Raw genomic sequence first — 17,143 nt, 5'->3', positions numbered from 1 at the left:
CGCTATCGTCAACGCCTGATAAGCGGTTGAACTTTATTATCAATAGCTTCCCGCGCCCGGAAGATACGTGAACGCACCGTCCCCACCGGACAATCCATGATAGCCGCTATCTCTTCATAGCTCAGGCCATCCAGCTCCCGTAAGGTGATTGCCATACGTAAATCTTCCGGGAGGGACTCAATAGTTCGGAAAACTATCTGTCTCAGTTCTTCTGACAACATTAAGTTCTCAGGGTTCGAAATTTCTTTCAGCGCGCCGCCGCTTTCAAAGTTTTCTGCTTCAATCGCGTCTACATCACTGGAAGGCGGACGACGCCCCTGCGCAACCAGGTAGTTCTTCGCGGTATTGACCGCAATACGATACAACCAGGTATAAAAAGCACTATCCCCCCGGAAAGAATCCAGCGCGCGATAGGCCTTAATAAATGATTCCTGTACGACATCGGGAACGTCGCCCGATGGCACATAGCGGGAAACCAGACTCGCCACTTTATGCTGGTAGCGCACTACCAGTAAGTTAAAGGCTTTCTGATCTCCCTTCTGGACCCGTTCAACCAGGACCTGGTCCGTTAACTGCTCGCTCATCCGAGGTAATGTCTCCCCAAACCAAATTTCCACGCGCTTTCGAAACGCCACTCCATAAGCCGCACTATGAGCAAGCAACAGGTTAGAGTGTCTATGTTTCGTAAAGTTCCGTTACGCATTTGTTTTTGTTTGTCATGTTGTAGACAGGTCTTATCTTCCATTATAAGTCTACAGATGCTGAACAACGCACTATCTGTACAGAAATGCCCATTTCGTCGTTTGCAGAGTAACCTAACAGCATCTTTATTTCACTACAAAATCCGACGCTAACACCCTGCCCTATAAAATATTTTTTGCCGTTTATCTCTCGCCGTATTTTTATTTTATGTTTAATAAGCACAACACCAGCGAAATCATAACGTGCTTTTTAGCGCCATATAGTGCTAATCTGCCGCAACCATGTTTAGTAAATTAAACAAGAACCATGATGACAACTCCTGAACTGTCCTGTGATGTGTTAATTATCGGCAGCGGAGCGGCCGGACTCTCGCTGGCGCTGCGTCTGGCTGAAAAGCATAAGGTTATCGTCCTGAGTAAAGGGCCGGTGAGCGAGGGCTCCACGTTTTATGCGCAGGGCGGTATTGCCGCCGTGTTTGATGAAACCGACAGTATTGCGTCGCATGTCGAAGATACGCTGATTGCCGGTGCCGGAATTTGCGATCGCCACGCGGTGGAGTTTGTCGCCAGCAACGCCCGTACCTGCGTGCAGTGGCTTATCGATCAGGGCGTCCTGTTTGATACGCATGTCCAGCCAAACGGCAAGGAGAGCTATCATCTCACGCGTGAAGGCGGCCATAGTCATCGCCGTATCCTTCATGCCGCCGACGCTACCGGAAAGGAAGTCGAAACCACGTTGGTCAGTCGGGCGCAAAATCATCCTAATATTCAGGTGCTGGAACGCAGCAACGCCGTTGATTTAATTATTTCCGATAAAATGGGTCTACCGGGGCCTCGCCGGGTCGTCGGCGCCTGGATCTGGAATCGCAATAAAGAATGGGTTGAAACCTGTCATGCGAAGTCGGTGGTGCTGGCGACCGGTGGCGCCTCAAAGGTTTATCAATATACCACTAACCCGGATATTTCCTCCGGCGACGGTATCGCGATGGCCTGGCGCGCGGGCTGTCGGGTCGCTAATCTGGAATTTAACCAGTTTCATCCCACTGCCCTTTATCACCCGCAGGCGCGTAATTTTCTCCTTACCGAAGCGCTGCGCGGCGAAGGCGCATACCTTAAACGTCCGGACGGTTCACGGTTTATGCCGGACGTTGACGAACGCGGCGAGCTGGCGCCGCGCGATATTGTCGCCCGCGCTATTGACCATGAGATGAAACGACTCGGCGCAGACTGTATGTTTCTCGATATCAGCCACAAGCCTGACGATTTTGTCCGCCAGCACTTCCCGATGATCTATGCGAAACTGCTCGATTTGGGGATGGATTTAACCAAAGAACCGATTCCCGTTGTTCCTGCCGCGCACTATACCTGCGGCGGCGTGGTCGTCGATGATTATGGTCGTACCGATGTAGACGGCTTATATGCCATTGGCGAAGTCAGTTACACCGGCCTGCACGGCGCTAACCGTATGGCGTCCAACTCGTTGCTGGAATGCTTAGTGTACGGCTGGTCCGCAGCAATAGATATCGACAGGCGAATGCCTTCTGTCCACAGCGTTGACGTCCTTCCCGCCTGGGATGAAAGCCGCGTGGAGAACGCCGATGAGCGGGTGGTGATTCAGCATAACTGGCACGAACTGCGCCTGCTGATGTGGGACTATGTGGGGATTGTGCGCACGACAAAACGGCTGGAGCGCGCCCTACGGCGTATTACTATGTTGCAACAAGAGATTGACGAGTATTACGCCAACTTTCGCGTCTCGAATAATTTACTGGAGCTGCGCAATCTGGTGCAAGTGGCCGAACTGATTGTGCGTTGCGCGATGATGCGTAAAGAGAGCCGGGGGCTGCACTTTACGCTGGATTATCCGCAACAACTGGCTGAATCAGGCCCATCGTTCCTTTCGCCGTTAACGCCTCACATAAACAGATAAAATGCCTGGGTCAGCGCCGTATAACTTTCAGAATAATGCTGATCTGACCCGCGAATTACTAATCTGTCGCTAAAGCACTCCCCGGCTTGCGGGGAGAATGCGAGCAAAACCCTGTGCGGCAAGCGCGCTTCGTTTTCCGCAACGTCAGTACGTAATCGCAAATGCCATCCCATGTTGAGCGCTTGCTGCGTAAAAGCGTTACCTATTTGTTCCGGCAAGACTACGCAAAAAAAGCCGTCTTCGGTAATACAATCCGCCGCAATAGCCAATAACGTCTGGTGATCCAGCGTAGCGGTATAACGCGCCTGCTCCCGCTGCGGCGTGGCGCATTCCACACCGGGTTCGTAATAAGGCGGGTTGCTGATAATAAGATCAAAGCGTACCGTCTGGCGAGGCGCCCAACGCTGAATATCGTCAGTATGCACCGTTATTCGATGCGGCCAGGGAGAGTGAGCCACGTTTTCCTGCGCTTGCATGGCAGCCCCGGCATCCAGTTCCACGGCGTCAATAGGCACATTGTCATCCGTCCGCTGCGCCAGCATTAACGCCAGCAGACCGCTTCCAGTACCGATATCCAGAATTCGCTTTACATCCGCGACCGGCGCCCACGCCCCGAGTAAAATACCGTCAGTTCCCACTTTCATCGCACACCGATCGTGTGCGACAAAAAACTGTTTAAACGTAAATCCGTTACGACGAAGAACGGAGCCAGACTGAGACATGTAAAAACAACCTTGCAAAAAACGGCGACAGCGCCGGGTGAAAACAATACCTGAGAAGGGATATCCATACAAACAGATGAAGATTGCGGCCGTAACGTCTATAATCAGCGCCCCACACAGAGGTAGAACATGACTGTAACGACTTTTTCCGAACTTGAACTCGACGAAAGCCTGCTGGATGCCCTCCAGGATAAAGGTTTCACTCGCCCGACCGCCATTCAGGCTGCCGCCATTCCGCCTGCGCTCGATGGCCGTGATGTACTCGGTTCTGCGCCGACAGGCACCGGTAAAACGGCGGCATATCTGCTGCCGGCGTTGCAGCACCTGCTCGACTTTCCGCGTAAAAAATCGGGGCCGCCGCGTATTCTGATCCTGACGCCAACCCGCGAACTGGCAATGCAGGTTGCCGATCACGCTCGTGAACTGGCTAAGCATACTCATCTGGATATCGCCACGATTACCGGCGGCGTGGCCTATATGAACCATGCTGAAGTGTTTAGCGAAAACCAGGATATCGTGGTCGCCACAACGGGCCGTCTGCTGCAATATATAAAAGAAGAGAACTTTGACTGCCGGGCGGTTGAAACACTGATCCTTGACGAAGCTGACCGGATGCTCGACATGGGCTTCGCTCAGGACATTGAACATATCGCTGGTGAGACCCGCTGGCGTAAACAGACGATGCTGTTCTCCGCCACGCTGGAAGGCGATGCGATTAAAGATTTTGCCGAGCGCCTGCTGGAAGACCCGGTTGAGGTTTCCGCCAATCCGTCAACCCGCGAGCGTAAGAAAATTCACCAGTGGTACTACCGTGCAGACAATTTCGAACATAAAGTTGCGCTGTTGAAGCACCTGCTAAAACAAGACGATGCAACCCGTTCTATCGTGTTTGTACGTAAACGTGAACGCGTCCATGAACTGGCTGAAACGCTGCGTCTGGCAGGGATCAACAATTGCTATCTTGAAGGTGAGATGGCGCAGATCAAACGTAACGAAGGTATTAAGCGTCTCACCGACGGTCGCGTTAACGTGCTGGTCGCAACCGACGTCGCGGCACGCGGGATTGATATTCCTGACGTTAGCCACGTCATTAACTTCGACATGCCGCGCAGTGGCGATACCTATCTGCATCGCATTGGTCGTACAGGCCGTGCTGGCCGCAAAGGCACTGCAATCTCGCTGGTAGAAGCCCACGACCATCTGTTGCTGCTGAAAATCGGTCGCTACATCGAAGAGCCGCTAAAAGCGCGCGTCATTGATGAGCTTCGCCCGACCACGCGTGCGCCCAGCGAAAAGCTGACCGGCAAACCGTCGAAAAAAGTGCTGGCGAAACGCGCCGAGAAGAAAAAAGAGAAAGAAAAAGAGAAGCCGCGCGTGAAGAAACGTCACCGCGATACAAAAAATATCGGTAAGCGCCGCAAGCCAAGCGGTACGAAAATGCAGGAGCAATCCAGCGAAGAGTGATGATAATGCCGGGTTCGTTAACCCGGCATTTTTTTATCTTCCACGGTAAAACACGCCTCCATACACTGCATAAATATCTGCATTGCCGGGCTGACCGCTTTCCCGGCATGATGGGCGCACAGCGCCATGATCGATAGCGACGGCGCGCCAAACGGCAGCTCTTTCAACTGACCGGTACTAAGTTCTCGTTCAACGGCAAAACGTGGTAAAAAGCTGATGCCCAGGTTAGCAGCCACACACTGTTTAATGCTTTCAATACTCCACAGTTCAATGGTGTTTTCCAGCGTAATCCGCCTCTGCCGTAGCGTACTTTCAAACAGCTGGCGGAAGACACATTGCGGTTCATTGATGATGAAGCTACAGGGAATATGCTGATCTGGCTGCGTAAAATCAGCATCCTGTAGCAGTGGAGAGGCCACCAGCGCCAGCGACTGCTTCCCCAATTGCTGCATCGTGAGCGCGTCATCATTACCTACGCGATAAAAAACGCCCAGATCGACCTCGTCATTCAGCAACGCATCACGTATCACATAGCAATTCAGCGACTGTAGCGACAATCTGACATTCGGCGCTCGCAGCTTAAAACGTTGTAAAACCTGCGGCATTTTGTACGCCAGTAAGGTTTCACCTGTCGCCACGCGCAGCTCTCCGCCGGGTTCCGCATCCTGTCTTGCGGCTTCACGAATCGACTCCATCACACGCGTCAGTTCATGGATATGCGGCATCAGCTTTTTCCCCTCATTGGTCAGGCACATTCGGCGCCCTATTTTCTCGAACAGTTGCAGGGAAAACTCACGTTCAAGCTGTTGAATATGAAAAGTTACCGTCGACTGAGTGCAGCACAGCTTTTGCGAAGCCCGCAGAAACGAGCCCTCTTCCACTACCGTTTTCAGCGTAATAAACCGACGCAGATCCATAACCACCAACCTATCGAAAATCTCGAATTCAGAATTAAAAAACATTCATTTTTTTAAATATTTCATATCGGGTACTGTCTGCTAAAACAGAGGAGATGACAAGTGACACCGATGCTTTTAAGCGCTTTCTGGACTTATACATTAATCACCGCCCTTACCCCCGGCCCTAACAATATTCTCGCGCTTAGCGCAGCAACTGCACATGGTTTTCGGCAGAGTATTCGTGTACTGGCAGGTATGAGTCTGGGATTTTTGGTCGTCATGCTGCTGTGCGCCGGGATCGCGTTTTCCCTTGCGGTTATCGATCCGGCAATCATTCATTTACTCAGTTGGGTGGGGGCTGCGTATATCCTGTGGCTGGCGTGGAAAATTGCCACCAGTCCAGCGGCGGATGAGAAGGTCAGACCAAAACCGGTTGGCTTTTGGGTAAGCTTTGGCCTGCAGTTTGTGAACGTCAAAATTATTCTGTACGGCATTACCGCTCTGTCTACATTTGTTTTACCGCAAACGCAGGCGCTGAACTGGGTCATCGGCGTCAGTATATTGCTGGCATTGATCGGCACGTTCGGTAATGTGTGCTGGGCGCTGGCGGGACATCTGTTTCAGCGGGCGTTTCGCCATTATGGTCGCCAGTTAAATATCATTCTGGCGTTACTGCTGGTGTACTGCGCGGTGCGGATTTTTTACTGACCCAAATAAAACAAAAGCGGAAAAGGCCCGGCCTCTTCCGCTTGTTATTACCGGATAAGCCTTACAGGCTTTCGGTAAAGGTACGAGCGATAACATCGCGCTGCTGTTCCGGCGTCAGGGAGTTAAAACGCACCGCATAACCAGAAACACGAATAGTCAGCTGCGGGTATTTTTCCGGATGCTTAACCGCATCTTCCAGAGTTTCACGACGCAAAACGTTAACGTTCAGATGCTGACCGCCTTCAACGCGTACTTCCGGTTTAACTTCCATCGGAATTTCACGGTATTCAATCTCGCCCAGTTTGCTGACAGCCACAACTTCATCTTCAGCAAAGCCGGATTTTGCAACGATGCAGCGCGCTTCGCCTTTTTCGCTGTCCAGCAGCCAGAAGGAATTCAGCAGGTCGTCGTTAGCGGCTTTAGTAATCTGGATACCTGTAATCATGTGATGCCTCCCCAGGCAAAATTATTTGATTTCGGTCGGCCTAATCCCGGCCAATTGGTAAAACCATTGTTGCTTGAGTGTATATATACCCTTCGATCACCCTTCATTCTTTGATTTAAATCAATAAAAACCACACCATGAAAAGGGTGATGAAGGGAATTTATTGTTTTACATCAACTTACACCATTCAGACCTATAAACTTTTTACATAAATTTTCAACTATCTTTTGTAGGTAACCGTTTTTGTAGCACGCAGGATTTTGCACTGCAGAAAGAAGCAGTTAAGCTAAGGGAACTGGAAATTCGCAGGAGAGCGAGATGGCGACTGAGTTAACCTGGCACGATGTGCTGGCTGATGAGAAACAGCAACCTTACTTTATCAATACGCTTCACACTGTTGCTGGCGAGCGTCAGTCGGGTATCACGGTCTACCCGCCGCAAAAAGATGTGTTTAACGCCTTTCGCTTCACGGAACTGGGCGACGTTAAGGTGGTGATCCTGGGACAAGATCCTTACCACGGCCCCGGCCAGGCACATGGTCTGGCGTTTTCCGTGCGTCCTGGGATCGCTCCCCCGCCGTCATTAGTGAATATGTACAAAGAGCTGGAAGCCTCCATTCCCGGCTTTGTCCGCCCCGCGCACGGTTATCTGGAAAGCTGGGCACGCCAGGGCGTACTGTTACTGAATACGGTGCTCACGGTACGGGCAGGCCAGGCGCATTCTCATGCCAGCCTGGGGTGGGAAACCTTTACGGATAAAGTGATAAGCCTGATTAACCAACACCGCGAAGGGGTCGTCTTCCTGCTGTGGGGCTCGCACGCCCAGAAGAAAGGCGCGATTATTGATCCACAGCGCCACCATATTCTGAAAGCTCCGCATCCCTCGCCACTCTCTGCGCACCGCGGATTTTTTGGCTGTAACCATTTTGCGCTAACGAACCAATGGCTGGAACAACACGGCGAGAAAACTATCGACTGGACGCCAGTATTACCGGCTGAGAGTGAATAACGTTGGCGACTCGCCGTTTTATCGCCCGGATAACGGCGCGAAAGCGCCTTGTCTGACCGGGCGGTAGAAAGTACATCATTGGCCCGGCGCGCGTTGCGTCACCGGGCTGCAGCCCTTACGCTTTATTCTGTCGCCACCACTCGGCGAGCAGTACGCCTATCGCAACCGACACATTCAGGCTTTCCACGTTCCCGGTGCCGTTAATTTTCACGCACAGATCGTCGGGTTCGCGCGCCGCTTCCGGCAGGTAGTCATATTCACGGCCTAAGACCAGCACCATCTTTTCCGGCAGGGTCGTACTAAAGAGCGCCTGACCGCGATCGCTGGACGTCGTCACCACGGTGTACCCCGCCTGACGAAAATCATCCAGTACGTCAACAATGCTTTCACCAGTGATCGGCTGGACATGCTCCGCCCCGCCTTCCGCGGTACGAATCGCCGCGCCGGACTCCAGCAACGCCGCATCCTGTACCACCACGCCTTTCACGCCGAAGTGCGCGCAGCTACGCATCATGCCGCCCAGATTATGCGGGTTAGCGACATCTTCCAACGCCAGCACGCAGTCTTGATCCGCCGCCTGCTTTACCCATTGCTTAACGGTCGTACCGTTACGCTTTTTAATCAGGAAACACACGCCACCGTGGTGCTCAGTCCCGGAAGCTTTTGCCAGTTCGGCTTCATCCACCACATGGTAGGCTTTACGATTCGCCGCCATCCAGCGCAGCGCCTCTTTAAAACGCGGCGTTACGCTTTGGATAAACCATGCGCGCACGATGGCGTCAGGACGGCTCTGGAATAGCGCCTGGCAGGCGTTTTCACCGTAGACGCGCGTCTCTTCCGCACGCTGGCGACGCAAAACTTCAGGGTCGATAAAACTTTTACCGCTAATACCACCATGATCGACTTTCTCAGGCGTTTCATCGCCTGGCGCGCGGGACACGGTGCGCCACGGCGAAGTTTCATGTTTACGGTCACGGCTCTGATTATTTCGCTCATCACGGGCGGGGCGACGTCCACCGTCAGTGCGAGACTTTGCTGGGCGGCCTCCCCCTTTCCCGGTACGCGGGTTATGGGTGCGTTTATCAGAGTCATCATCACTACGGACATACATCACTTTGACTTTGCCGCTTTTGTTTTTTAATTCATCGTTCATGCTTTTCTCCACCAGCGCTGCGCGAAGCGCGAAGATTACCCGATGTGCATCCGGTTAGCCATGATTTCGTTTAAAAGCTTGCGACTATTGTACTCATTGAATAAAACACATTGTTGTTTAGCACAGACTCCTCGATAATATGTAACATTATAGAAACATCCCGCGCGTAGCGGGACGTCTTCCGACGTATTCAGAGGTTAGCTATGAACACCGTTTGTACCCATTGTCAGGCCATTAACCGCATCCCCGACGATCGGCTTCAGGATGCGGCAAAATGTGGACGCTGCGGTCATGAGTTGTTTGACGGAGAAGTCATTAATGCGACCGGCGAAACGCTGGACAAACTGTTGAAGGACGATCTTCCAGTGGTGATCGACTTTTGGGCCCCCTGGTGCGGCCCTTGCCGTAACTTTGCGCCAATCTTCGAGGATGTCGCAGAAGAGCGCAGCGGTAAAGTCCGTTTCGTCAAAGTGAATACCGAGGCGGAACGGGAACTCAGCGCCCGTTTCGGTATCCGCAGCATCCCGACGATTATGATTTTTAAACATGGACAGGTGGTCGATATGCTTAATGGCGCAGTGCCTAAAGCGCCTTTCGACAGCTGGCTGAACGAAGCGCTGTAAACGCCACGGGGCGCATCTTGTGCCCCGTTTTCACCTCTGCCACAATAGCGTTTTTCTCCGCAAACGCTTTCTATGACCAATAACGCTGTCCTTCAGTTACGCGCCGAACGGCTTGCGCGCGCTACTCGCCCTTTTCTTGCCAGAGGCAATCGGGTTCGCCGCTGTCAACGCTGCCTGCTGCCGCTAAAACCTTGCCTGTGTGATACGTTAACGCCTTCTCAGGCGAAAAGCCGTTTTTGTCTGGTCATGTTTGACACTGAACCGATGAAACCCAGCAATACCGGCCGGCTGATAGCCGATATTTTGCCGGATACCGCGGCGTTTCAGTGGTCGCGTACCGAGCCGCCGCAGGCGTTGCTGGAGCTGGTACAGCATCCGGATTATCAACCGATAGTGGTCTTTCCTGCGTCCTACGCCGGCGAAGCGCGCGAGGTCATTTCCACCCCGCCCGCCGGGAAACCGCCGCTGTTTATTATGCTGGACGGCACCTGGCCCGAAGCACGTAAAATGTTTCGTAAAAGCCCTTATCTGGATCATCTGCCGGTCATTTCCGTCGATTTATCGCGTCTTTCAGCTTATCGTCTGCGTGAAATCCATGCCGAAGGGCAATATTGTACCGCCGAAGTCGCCATAGCGTTGTTAGATCTGGCGGGAGATACCGAGGCGGCAACCAGTTTAGGTGAACATTTCACCCGTTTCAAAACGCGCTATCTGGCAGGAAAAACGCAACATCCGGGAAACGTCACAGCATAAAATAGCGAAAGCGTTTAAAATTATCCGGTTACTTCTGTGTAAGGGAAACCGGTATGAGCCAGCAAGGACTGGAAGCGCTACTGCGACCAAAATCGATCGCGGTGATTGGCGCATCAATGAAGCCCCACCGCGCGGGTTACCTGATGATGCGTAACTTGTTGGCGGGCGGATTCAATGGCCCCGTCCTTCCCGTGACGCCCGCCTGGAAAGCCGTTTTAGGCGTCATGGCCTGGCCGGATATCGCCAGTCTTCCTTTCACCCCCGATCTGGCTATTTTATGCACTAACGCCAGCCGTAACCTGGCGTTACTGGACGCGCTTGGCGCGAAAGGTTGTAAAACGTGCATTATCCTTTCTGCTCCCACGTCGCAACATGAAGAACTTCTTGCCTGTGCCCGGCATTATAAAATGCGTCTGCTGGGTCCAAACAGTCTTGGGCTCCTCGCGCCGTGGCAAGGGCTGAATGCCAGCTTTTCTCCCGTCCCGATTAAACAGGGCAAGCTCGCTTTTATTTCCCAGTCTGCCGCCGTGTCCAATACTATTCTTGACTGGGCGCAACAGCGTGAAATGGGCTTTTCCTACTTTATCGCGCTGGGCGATAGCCTGGATATTGATGTCGATGAACTACTGGACTATCTGGCGCGCGACAGCAAGACCAGCGCGATTTTGCTCTATCTGGAACAGTTAAGCGACGCCCGCCGTTTTGTTTCCGCCGCCCGTAGCGCTTCACGTAACAAACCGATTCTGGTGATTAAAAGCGGCCGAAGCCCGGCAGCCCAGCGTTTACTTAATACCAGCGCGGGAATGGACCCTGCGTGGGATGCGGCCATCCAGCGCGCAGGCCTGCTGCGAGTCCAGGATACGCACGAGCTTTTTTCCGCCGTCGAAACACTTAGCCATATGCGTCCTCTACGCGGCGACAGACTGATGATCATCAGCAATGGCGCCGCGCCTGCCGCGCTGGCGTTAGATGAGTTGTGGTCGCGTAACGGCAAGCTGGCGACGTTGAGCGAAGAGACCTGCCTGCAACTACGGCAGGCGCTTCCCGCGCACATTGATATTGCCAATCCACTGGATCTGTGTGATGACGCCAGCAGCGAACATTACGTCAAAACGCTGGATATCCTGCTCGCCAGTCAGGATTTTGACGCGCTTATGGTTATCCACTCTCCCAGCGCTGCCGCGCCGGGTACGGAAAGCGCCCATGCCCTGATCGAGACGATTAAGCGCCACCCCAGAGGCAAGTTTGTTACGCTGCTGACAAACTGGTGCGGCGAGTTCTCGTCTCAGGAGGCAAGACGGCTATTCAGCGAAGCCGGATTACCAACCTACCGTACGCCGGAAGGCACGATTACCGCGTTTATGCATATGGTGGAATACCGGCGTAACCAGAAGCAACTGCGAGAAACGCCAGCGCTGCCGAGTAACCTGACGTCCAATACCGCTGAGGCGCATAATCTGTTACAGCGGGCGATTGCGGAAGGCGCCGCCTCACTGGATACCCATGAAGTACAGCCGATTTTACACGCCTATGGGCTGCACACGCTCCCAACCTGGATTGCCAGCGACAGCGCTGAAGCGGTGCATATCGCCGAACAGATAGGCTATCCGGTAGCTCTCAAGCTGCGCTCGCCCGACATTCCGCATAAATCTGAAGTTCAGGGGGTCATGCTTTACCTGCGGACCGCAAGCGAGGTACAACAGGCCGCGAACGCCATTTTTGATCGTGTAAAGATGGCCTGGCCGCAAGCGCGGATTCACGGTTTGCTGGTACAAAGCATGGCTAACCGCGCCGGCGCGCAGGAGCTTCGTGTGGTGGTCGAGCACGATCCGGTGTTTGGTCCTTTGATTATGTTGGGTGAAGGCGGCGTAGAGTGGCGTCCGGAAGAGCAGGCTGTCGTCGCGCTGCCGCCGCTCAACATGAACCTGGCGCGCTATCTGGTGATTCAGGGCATTAAACAGCGGAAAATTCGCGCCCGTAGCGCGCTGCGTCCGCTGGATATTGTCGGTTTAAGCCAATTGCTGGTCCAGGTTTCAAACCTGATTGTCGACTGCCCGGAAATTCAGCGTCTGGATATCCATCCGCTGCTGGCTTCCGCCAGTGAGTTTACCGCGCTGGATGTGACGCTGGATATTGCCCCGTTTGATGGCGATAACGAAAGTCGACTTGCGGTACGCCCCTATCCCCACCAGCTTGAAGAGTGGGTGGAGATGAAAAATGGCGATCGCTGCCTGTTCCGTCCTATCCTGCCGGAAGATGAGCCCCAGCTGCGACAATTCATCGCACAGGTCACCAAAGAGGATCTTTACTACCGTTATTTCAGCGAGATCAACGAATTCACCCATGAAGATTTAGCCAACATGACGCAGATCGACTACGATCGAGAAATGGCCTTTGTGGCCGTGAGGCGGATGGACAACGCTGAAGAGATCCTCGGCGTAACGCGCGCGATCTCCGATCCAGACAACGTAGATGCCGAATTTGCCGTATTGGTGCGTTCAGATCTTAAAGGGTTGGGTTTAGGACGCCGTTTAATGGAGAAATTGATTGCCTATACTCGCGATCACGGATTGAAGCGGCTAAACGGTATTACGATGCCAAACAATCGCGGCATGGTCGCGCTGGCCAGAAAACTGGGATTTCAGGTCGATATTCAGCTCGAAGAGGGCATCGTGGGATTGACGCTGAATCTGGCCAAATGTGATGAATCGTGAGTAATGTACTGGAAATGTTGACCACTTTAACGGGTACTGATGTTATTATTGCTCGCTTATGTCGTCTGCATAGCACAGAGGACCCTTCAATGAACAGAGAAGAAATGCACTGTGATGTTGTCAAAATTTAAGCGTAATAAACATCAACAACACCTTGCCCAACTCCCTAAGATTTCTCAGTCAGTTGATGATGTAGATTTCTTTTATACTCCTGCTACTTTTCGGGAGACACTGCTGGAGAAAATCGCCAGCGCGACGCAGCGTATTTGTATCGTTGCCCTGTATCTGGAACAGGACGATGGGGGTAAAGGTATACTCGACGCGCTCTATGCGGCTAAACGGCAGCGTCCTGAACTGGACGTGAGGGTGCTGGTCGACTGGCATCGCGCGCAACGCGGGCGCATTGGCGCAGCGGCCTCGAATACCAATGCAGACTGGTATTGCCGACTGGCGCAGGAAAACCCCGGCATTGATGTCCCGGTTTACGGCGTACCGATTAATACGCGAGAAGCGCTTGGCGTACTGCATTTTAAAGGCTTTATCATTGATGATAGCGTCCTGTACAGCGGCGCCAGCCTGAACGATGTCTATCTCCATCAGCATGACAAATATCGTTACGATCGCTACCAGCTGATTCGCAATCGGCAAATGGCAGACATCATGTTTGACTGGGTGACGCAAAATCTGATGAATGGCCGTGGTGTGAATCGTCTGGATAATACCCAGCGTCCGAAAAGCCCGGAGATTAAAAACGATATCCGCTTATACCGTCAGGAGCTGCGTGATGCGTCATATCATTTTCAGGGTGACGCTAATGACGAGCAACTCTCCGTTACGCCGCTGGTCGGGCTTGGCAAATCCAGTCTGCTGAACAAAACCATTTTCCATCTCATGCCCTGTGCGGAGCATAAGCTCACCATTTGTACCCCTTATTTCAATCTACCAGCGGTGCTGGTGCGGAATATTATTCAGCTACTGCGCGACGGAAAGAAAGTCGAAATCATTGTTGGCGATAAAACCGCGAATGATTTTTACATTCCGGAAGATGAACCGTTCAAGATCATTGGCGCGCTGCCCTATCTCTATGAGATTAACCTGCGCCGCTTCCTGAGCCGTTTACAGTATTACGTCAATACCGATCAGCTTGTGGTGCGTCTGTGGAAAGATGACGACAATACCTATCATCTGAAAGGGATGTGGGTAGATGATAAATGGATGCTACTCACCGGCAACAATCTGAATCCCCGCGCCTGGCGTCTGGATCTGGAAAACGCCATTCTGATCCACGATCCTAAGCAGGAGCTTGCCCCTCAGCGGGAAAAAGAGCTGGAACTTATCCGAACGCACACAACCATCGTAAAACATTATCGTGACCTGCAGAGCATTGCCGACTATCCGATAAAAGTGCGTAAATTGATTCGCCGTCTGCGCCGGATCCGCATCGACAGATTAATTAGCCGTATCCTGTAATCGAAGCCCCGTCCTGTACGGGGTTTTCTCTTAGGAGTGAACTGGTGCGCGTGTTGATTCCTTTTACGGTGTTGTTTCTCTCCGGGTGCAGCCATCTGGCTAACGACCGCTGGAGCGGCCAGGATAAAGCCCAACATTTTATGGCATCAGCGATGCTATCGGCAGCCGGTAATGAGTATGCGCGTCACCAGGGAGTAAGCCCTGACCGCAGCGCAGCGATAGGGCTGATGTTTTCTTTGAGTCTCGGAGCCTCAAAAGAACTCTGGGACAGCCGCCCGGAAGGCAGCGGCTGGAGCTGGAAAGATTTTGTCTGGGATGTCGCTGGCGCGACAACCGGTTACGCTATCTGGCAAATGGCGCGATACTAAAGGCGCAAGCCCTTTCCTTTACGGTGCAACATCAGCGAAACCAGGAAAGCCAGAACGGCCATCGCGGTAACATACCAGAAGAACGAACTCTCCATACCGACAGATTTTAGCGACAGCGCGACATATTCCGCAGAGCCGCCAAATAACGCGTTTGCTACCGCATAGGATAAACCGACGCCCAGGGCGCGAACCTGCGCCGGAAACATCTCCGCTTTCAGGATCCCGCTAATCGAGGTATAGAAACTCACAATCAATAGCGCGCACATCACTAAAGCAAATGCGGCATAAGGCGACGTCACATTCTGCAACGCGGAGAGAATTGGAACGGTGAAAAGCGTCGCGAGCGCGCCAAAACATAGCATAGAAGTGCGCCTGCCAATCTTATCGGATAACGCGCCGAATAACGGCTGTACCAACATGAAAACACACAGCGCGACCGTCATAATGCCGCTGGCGACATTGGCATGCATACCTGCTGTATTTACCAGATATTTCTGCATATAGGTGGTGAAAGTATAAAAGCACAGCGAGCCTGCCGCGGTGAAACCAAGCACCATCAAAAAGGCTTTGCGATTACGCCACAAACCTTTCAACGAACCGGCTTCTTTTAATGCGCGAGTCTCATGCTTCGAGGTTTCATCCAGCTGGCGACGTAGCCATAACGCCACAACCGCCAGCACGGCGCCCAGCGCAAAGGGAATACGCCATCCCCAGGCACGAAGCTCAGCATCTTCCAGAACCTGCTGCAAAATCACAACGACCAGCAATGCCAGTAGTTGGCCACCGATAAGCGTAACATACTGAAACTAGGCGAAAAATCCCTTACGACCTTCAAGCGCAACTTCACTCATATATGTCGCGCTGGTCCCATACTCTCCCCCTACCGAGAGCCCCTGAAATAACCTTGCAATAAGTAGCAGCGCCGGTGCCCAGGTGCCGATGGTATCGTAACCAGGTAAGCAGGCAATCACCAGCGACCCCATGCACATCATGCACACCGAAATCAACATTGAGGCTTTGCGCCCGCGTCGATCTGCAATGCGTCCAAACAGCCAACCACCGAGAGGCCGCATTAAAAAACCGGCGGCAAAGACGCCTGCCGTTTGCAAAAGCTGAGTAGTGGTATTACCAGAAGGAAAGAAGATATGTGCAAAATAGAGCGAGCAGAAAGAGTAGACGTAGAAATCAAACCATTCCACTAAGTTTCCGGAAGAGGCCCCCACGATAGCCCATATGCGTCGCCGCATCTCCGGAGCCTCAGCGTTGTTTTTATCTATACGCTGAATAATTTCTGCCATACTGTTCTCCTTGTTGCCAGGCTTAATCGGCCTTTTATTTTGGAGATTCAGATTACGCGAGACCCAAAAGTAAATAAAGTGTTAATTATTTGTTTGCTAATTTTTATCCCCACCGTGCCTGATGCTGGCGTTTCCGTTTCAGATAGTCTTCGTCCTGACGGATTTTATCCCACCAACCTTTGAAAACCGTTGCCGCCGCGGCCTTAATAGGATCATTACCCCGTGTATTCAGGCTGCCGTCTTCTGCATACTTTTTACCGCCTTTATAGTTAGCGTATCGCCTGGCGCGGGTGTATCCCATCTGAATAAATTTACGCGCCATGTCCATACCAACGAAATCATCCTGCTGCCGGTAAGCTTCGAACAACTGGTAGATCTGTTCTGCGGATTTCATCGCCGATGCTTCATCTTTATAGCGCCAGAAAGGAAGAATTTCGCTTTTGTAGGGTTCAACCAGTAGCACCCCCTGCTCGCCTCGTCCAACCTGATACAATTCAGGCTGCTGGCGGAAGTCAATGCTGGAAAAGTCCTGCTGGTAGTTAAAAGGTTTGATAGCCAATGAAAATCCTCACTGCTTATATAAGCACGTGTAAAGGATAGTTCATCGTTAACGATTGGGTGGGATGTACTCTTGTCGGTTCTACAAGAACACCAGCTTCGTAGGCGGGATAATTCCTGTAGGCCGGATAAGGCGGAGCCGCCATCCGGCAGAAACAGACAAAAACAAAAGGCCCTGTCTTCCGACAGGGCCTTTTGTTTTATTTGATGCCTGGCAGTTCCCTACTCTCGCATGGGGAGACCCCACACTACCATCGGCGCTACGGCGTTTCACTTCTGAGTTCGGCATGGGGTCAGGTGGGACCACCGCGCTAGTGCCGCCAGGCAAA

General features: G+C 52.6%; 16 protein-coding genes, 1 rRNA gene and 1 pseudogene. 9 read left to right on the top strand and 9 right to left on the bottom strand.

Features of this window, described 5'->3' with window-relative positions; translation table 11 throughout:
- Window positions 1–8: 8 nt before the first annotated feature.
- Complete coding sequence (rpoE, locus tag J4728_RS22880) at window positions 9–584, bottom strand: RNA polymerase sigma factor RpoE (RefSeq protein ID WP_000003307.1); 576 nt, start codon at window positions 582–584, stop codon at window positions 9–11.
- Window positions 581–745 (bottom strand): rpoE leader peptide RseD, encoded by a 165-nt coding sequence (rseD, locus tag J4728_RS22875; RefSeq protein WP_014344135.1) that lies wholly within the window; start codon window positions 743–745, stop codon window positions 581–583. Before rseD ends, rpoE begins: the two co-directional genes overlap by 4 nt.
- 263 nt (window positions 746–1,008) lie before the next feature.
- Between rseD and nadB the strand changes: the two genes are divergently transcribed.
- Window positions 1,009–2,631, top strand: a complete 1,623-nt coding sequence (gene nadB, locus J4728_RS22870) for an L-aspartate oxidase (RefSeq protein ID WP_023201324.1) — start codon at window positions 1,009–1,011, stop codon at window positions 2,629–2,631.
- Here nadB and trmN read toward each other — a convergent pair.
- On the bottom strand, window positions 2,616–3,353 hold the full coding sequence (trmN, locus tag J4728_RS22865) for a tRNA(1)(Val) (adenine(37)-N(6))-methyltransferase TrmN (protein WP_000083343.1): 738 nt from the start codon (window positions 3,351–3,353) through the stop codon (window positions 2,616–2,618). The genes nadB and trmN overlap by 16 nt on opposite strands.
- Window positions 3,354–3,482: 129 nt before the next feature.
- Here trmN and srmB point away from each other — a divergent pair, with 129 nt between their 5' ends.
- On the top strand, window positions 3,483–4,817 hold the full coding sequence (gene srmB, locus J4728_RS22860; RefSeq protein ID WP_000219174.1) for an ATP-dependent RNA helicase SrmB: 1,335 nt from the start codon (window positions 3,483–3,485) through the stop codon (window positions 4,815–4,817).
- 17 nt (window positions 4,818–4,834) lie between these two features.
- Here the strand turns inward: srmB and J4728_RS22855 are convergent, their stop codons facing one another.
- Window positions 4,835–5,734 (bottom strand): LysR family transcriptional regulator, encoded by a 900-nt coding sequence (locus J4728_RS22855; RefSeq protein WP_001526875.1) that lies wholly within the window; start codon window positions 5,732–5,734, stop codon window positions 4,835–4,837.
- 102 nt (window positions 5,735–5,836) lie between these two features.
- Between J4728_RS22855 and eamB the strand changes: the two genes are divergently transcribed.
- The gene (gene eamB / locus J4728_RS22850) at window positions 5,837–6,424 is read left to right on the top strand and encodes a cysteine/O-acetylserine transporter (protein ID WP_000188410.1); all 588 of its coding nucleotides are present in this window, start codon (window positions 5,837–5,839) and stop codon (window positions 6,422–6,424) included.
- 61 nt (window positions 6,425–6,485) lie between these two features.
- Here the strand turns inward: eamB and grcA are convergent, their stop codons facing one another.
- A complete protein-coding gene (grcA, locus tag J4728_RS22845; RefSeq protein ID WP_000627811.1) occupies window positions 6,486–6,869 on the bottom strand; it encodes an autonomous glycyl radical cofactor GrcA in 384 nt (127 codons plus the stop codon).
- Between the two features lie 318 nt (window positions 6,870–7,187).
- On the opposite strand from grcA, the gene ung reads away from it, so the two are divergent.
- Window positions 7,188–7,877 carry a uracil-DNA glycosylase gene (ung, locus tag J4728_RS22840; RefSeq protein ID WP_000179978.1) on the top strand — a complete coding sequence of 230 codons (690 nt, stop codon included), beginning with the start codon at window positions 7,188–7,190 and terminating at the stop codon, window positions 7,875–7,877.
- A gap of 115 nt (window positions 7,878–7,992) precedes the next feature.
- On the opposite strand, the gene J4728_RS22835 is transcribed toward ung, so the two are convergent.
- On the bottom strand, window positions 7,993–9,030 hold the full coding sequence (locus J4728_RS22835) for a tRNA/rRNA methyltransferase (RefSeq protein ID WP_208212474.1): 1,038 nt from the start codon (window positions 9,028–9,030) through the stop codon (window positions 7,993–7,995).
- Window positions 9,031–9,233: 203 nt separating this feature from the next.
- Here J4728_RS22835 and trxC point away from each other — a divergent pair, with 203 nt between their 5' ends.
- From trxC to J4728_RS22810, 5 genes are all read left to right on the top strand, one after another.
- On the top strand, window positions 9,234–9,653 hold the full coding sequence (trxC, locus tag J4728_RS22830) for a thioredoxin TrxC (protein ID WP_001098732.1): 420 nt from the start codon (window positions 9,234–9,236) through the stop codon (window positions 9,651–9,653).
- Between the two features lie 72 nt (window positions 9,654–9,725).
- Window positions 9,726–10,406 carry a tRNA-uridine aminocarboxypropyltransferase gene (tapT, locus tag J4728_RS22825; protein ID WP_208212472.1) on the top strand — a complete coding sequence of 227 codons (681 nt, stop codon included), beginning with the start codon at window positions 9,726–9,728 and terminating at the stop codon, window positions 10,404–10,406.
- Between the two features lie 53 nt (window positions 10,407–10,459).
- Entirely contained in the window at window positions 10,460–13,120 is a 2,661-nt protein-coding gene (gene pat / locus J4728_RS22820) for a protein lysine acetyltransferase (RefSeq protein ID WP_000082639.1), read from the top strand.
- Between the two features lie 114 nt (window positions 13,121–13,234).
- Window positions 13,235–14,590 carry a CDP-diacylglycerol--serine O-phosphatidyltransferase gene (gene pssA / locus J4728_RS22815; protein WP_000949286.1) on the top strand — a complete coding sequence of 452 codons (1,356 nt, stop codon included), beginning with the start codon at window positions 13,235–13,237 and terminating at the stop codon, window positions 14,588–14,590.
- A gap of 44 nt (window positions 14,591–14,634) precedes the next feature.
- Complete coding sequence (locus tag J4728_RS22810; protein WP_001264478.1) at window positions 14,635–14,958, top strand: YfiM family lipoprotein; 324 nt, start codon at window positions 14,635–14,637, stop codon at window positions 14,956–14,958.
- On the opposite strand, the pseudogene J4728_RS22805 reads toward J4728_RS22810, so the two are convergent.
- From J4728_RS22805 to rrf, 3 genes and pseudogenes are all read right to left on the bottom strand, one after another.
- A pseudogene (locus J4728_RS22805) lies at window positions 14,955–16,256 on the bottom strand (MFS transporter). The gene J4728_RS22810 and the pseudogene J4728_RS22805 sit on opposite strands and share 4 nt — an antisense overlap.
- Before the next feature lie 103 nt (window positions 16,257–16,359).
- On the bottom strand, window positions 16,360–16,815 hold the full coding sequence (locus tag J4728_RS22800; protein WP_000985653.1) for a DUF4385 domain-containing protein: 456 nt from the start codon (window positions 16,813–16,815) through the stop codon (window positions 16,360–16,362).
- 208 nt (window positions 16,816–17,023) lie between these two features.
- Window positions 17,024–17,139: ribosomal RNA gene (rrf, locus tag J4728_RS22795) — 5S ribosomal RNA — on the bottom strand.
- Window positions 17,140–17,143 lie beyond the last annotated feature (4 nt).

This window comes from Salmonella sp. 32070601201500089SM (genome assembly GCF_017573605.1).
Taxonomy (GTDB): domain Bacteria; phylum Pseudomonadota; class Gammaproteobacteria; order Enterobacterales; family Enterobacteriaceae; genus Salmonella; species Salmonella enterica.
The sequence above is the reverse complement of the archived record's forward strand: the minus strand, read 5'-3'. Positions and strand labels throughout refer to the sequence as shown.

Bases quoted from the DNA above. Each gene is read 5' to 3' on its own strand.
- rpoE (WP_000003307.1), bottom strand. From the start codon at position 584: ATGAGCGAGCAGTTAACGGACCAGGTCCTGGTTGAACGGGTCCAGAAG.
- rseD (WP_014344135.1), bottom strand. From the start codon at position 745: ATGGAAGATAAGACCTGTCTACAACATGACAAACAAAAACAAATGCGT.
- nadB (WP_023201324.1), top strand. From the start codon at position 1,009: ATGATGACAACTCCTGAACTGTCCTGTGATGTGTTAATTATCGGCAGC.
- trmN (WP_000083343.1), bottom strand. From the start codon at position 3,353: ATGTCTCAGTCTGGCTCCGTTCTTCGTCGTAACGGATTTACGTTTAAA.
- srmB (WP_000219174.1), top strand. From the start codon at position 3,483: ATGACTGTAACGACTTTTTCCGAACTTGAACTCGACGAAAGCCTGCTG.
- J4728_RS22855 (WP_001526875.1), bottom strand. From the start codon at position 5,734: ATGGATCTGCGTCGGTTTATTACGCTGAAAACGGTAGTGGAAGAGGGC.
- grcA (WP_000627811.1), bottom strand. From the start codon at position 6,869: ATGATTACAGGTATCCAGATTACTAAAGCCGCTAACGACGACCTGCTG.
- ung (WP_000179978.1), top strand. From the start codon at position 7,188: ATGGCGACTGAGTTAACCTGGCACGATGTGCTGGCTGATGAGAAACAG.
- J4728_RS22835 (WP_208212474.1), bottom strand. From the start codon at position 9,030: ATGAACGATGAATTAAAAAACAAAAGCGGCAAAGTCAAAGTGATGTAT.
- trxC (WP_001098732.1), top strand. From the start codon at position 9,234: ATGAACACCGTTTGTACCCATTGTCAGGCCATTAACCGCATCCCCGAC.
- tapT (WP_208212472.1), top strand. From the start codon at position 9,726: ATGACCAATAACGCTGTCCTTCAGTTACGCGCCGAACGGCTTGCGCGC.
- pat (WP_000082639.1), top strand. From the start codon at position 10,460: ATGAGCCAGCAAGGACTGGAAGCGCTACTGCGACCAAAATCGATCGCG.
- pssA (WP_000949286.1), top strand. From the start codon at position 13,235: ATGTTGTCAAAATTTAAGCGTAATAAACATCAACAACACCTTGCCCAA.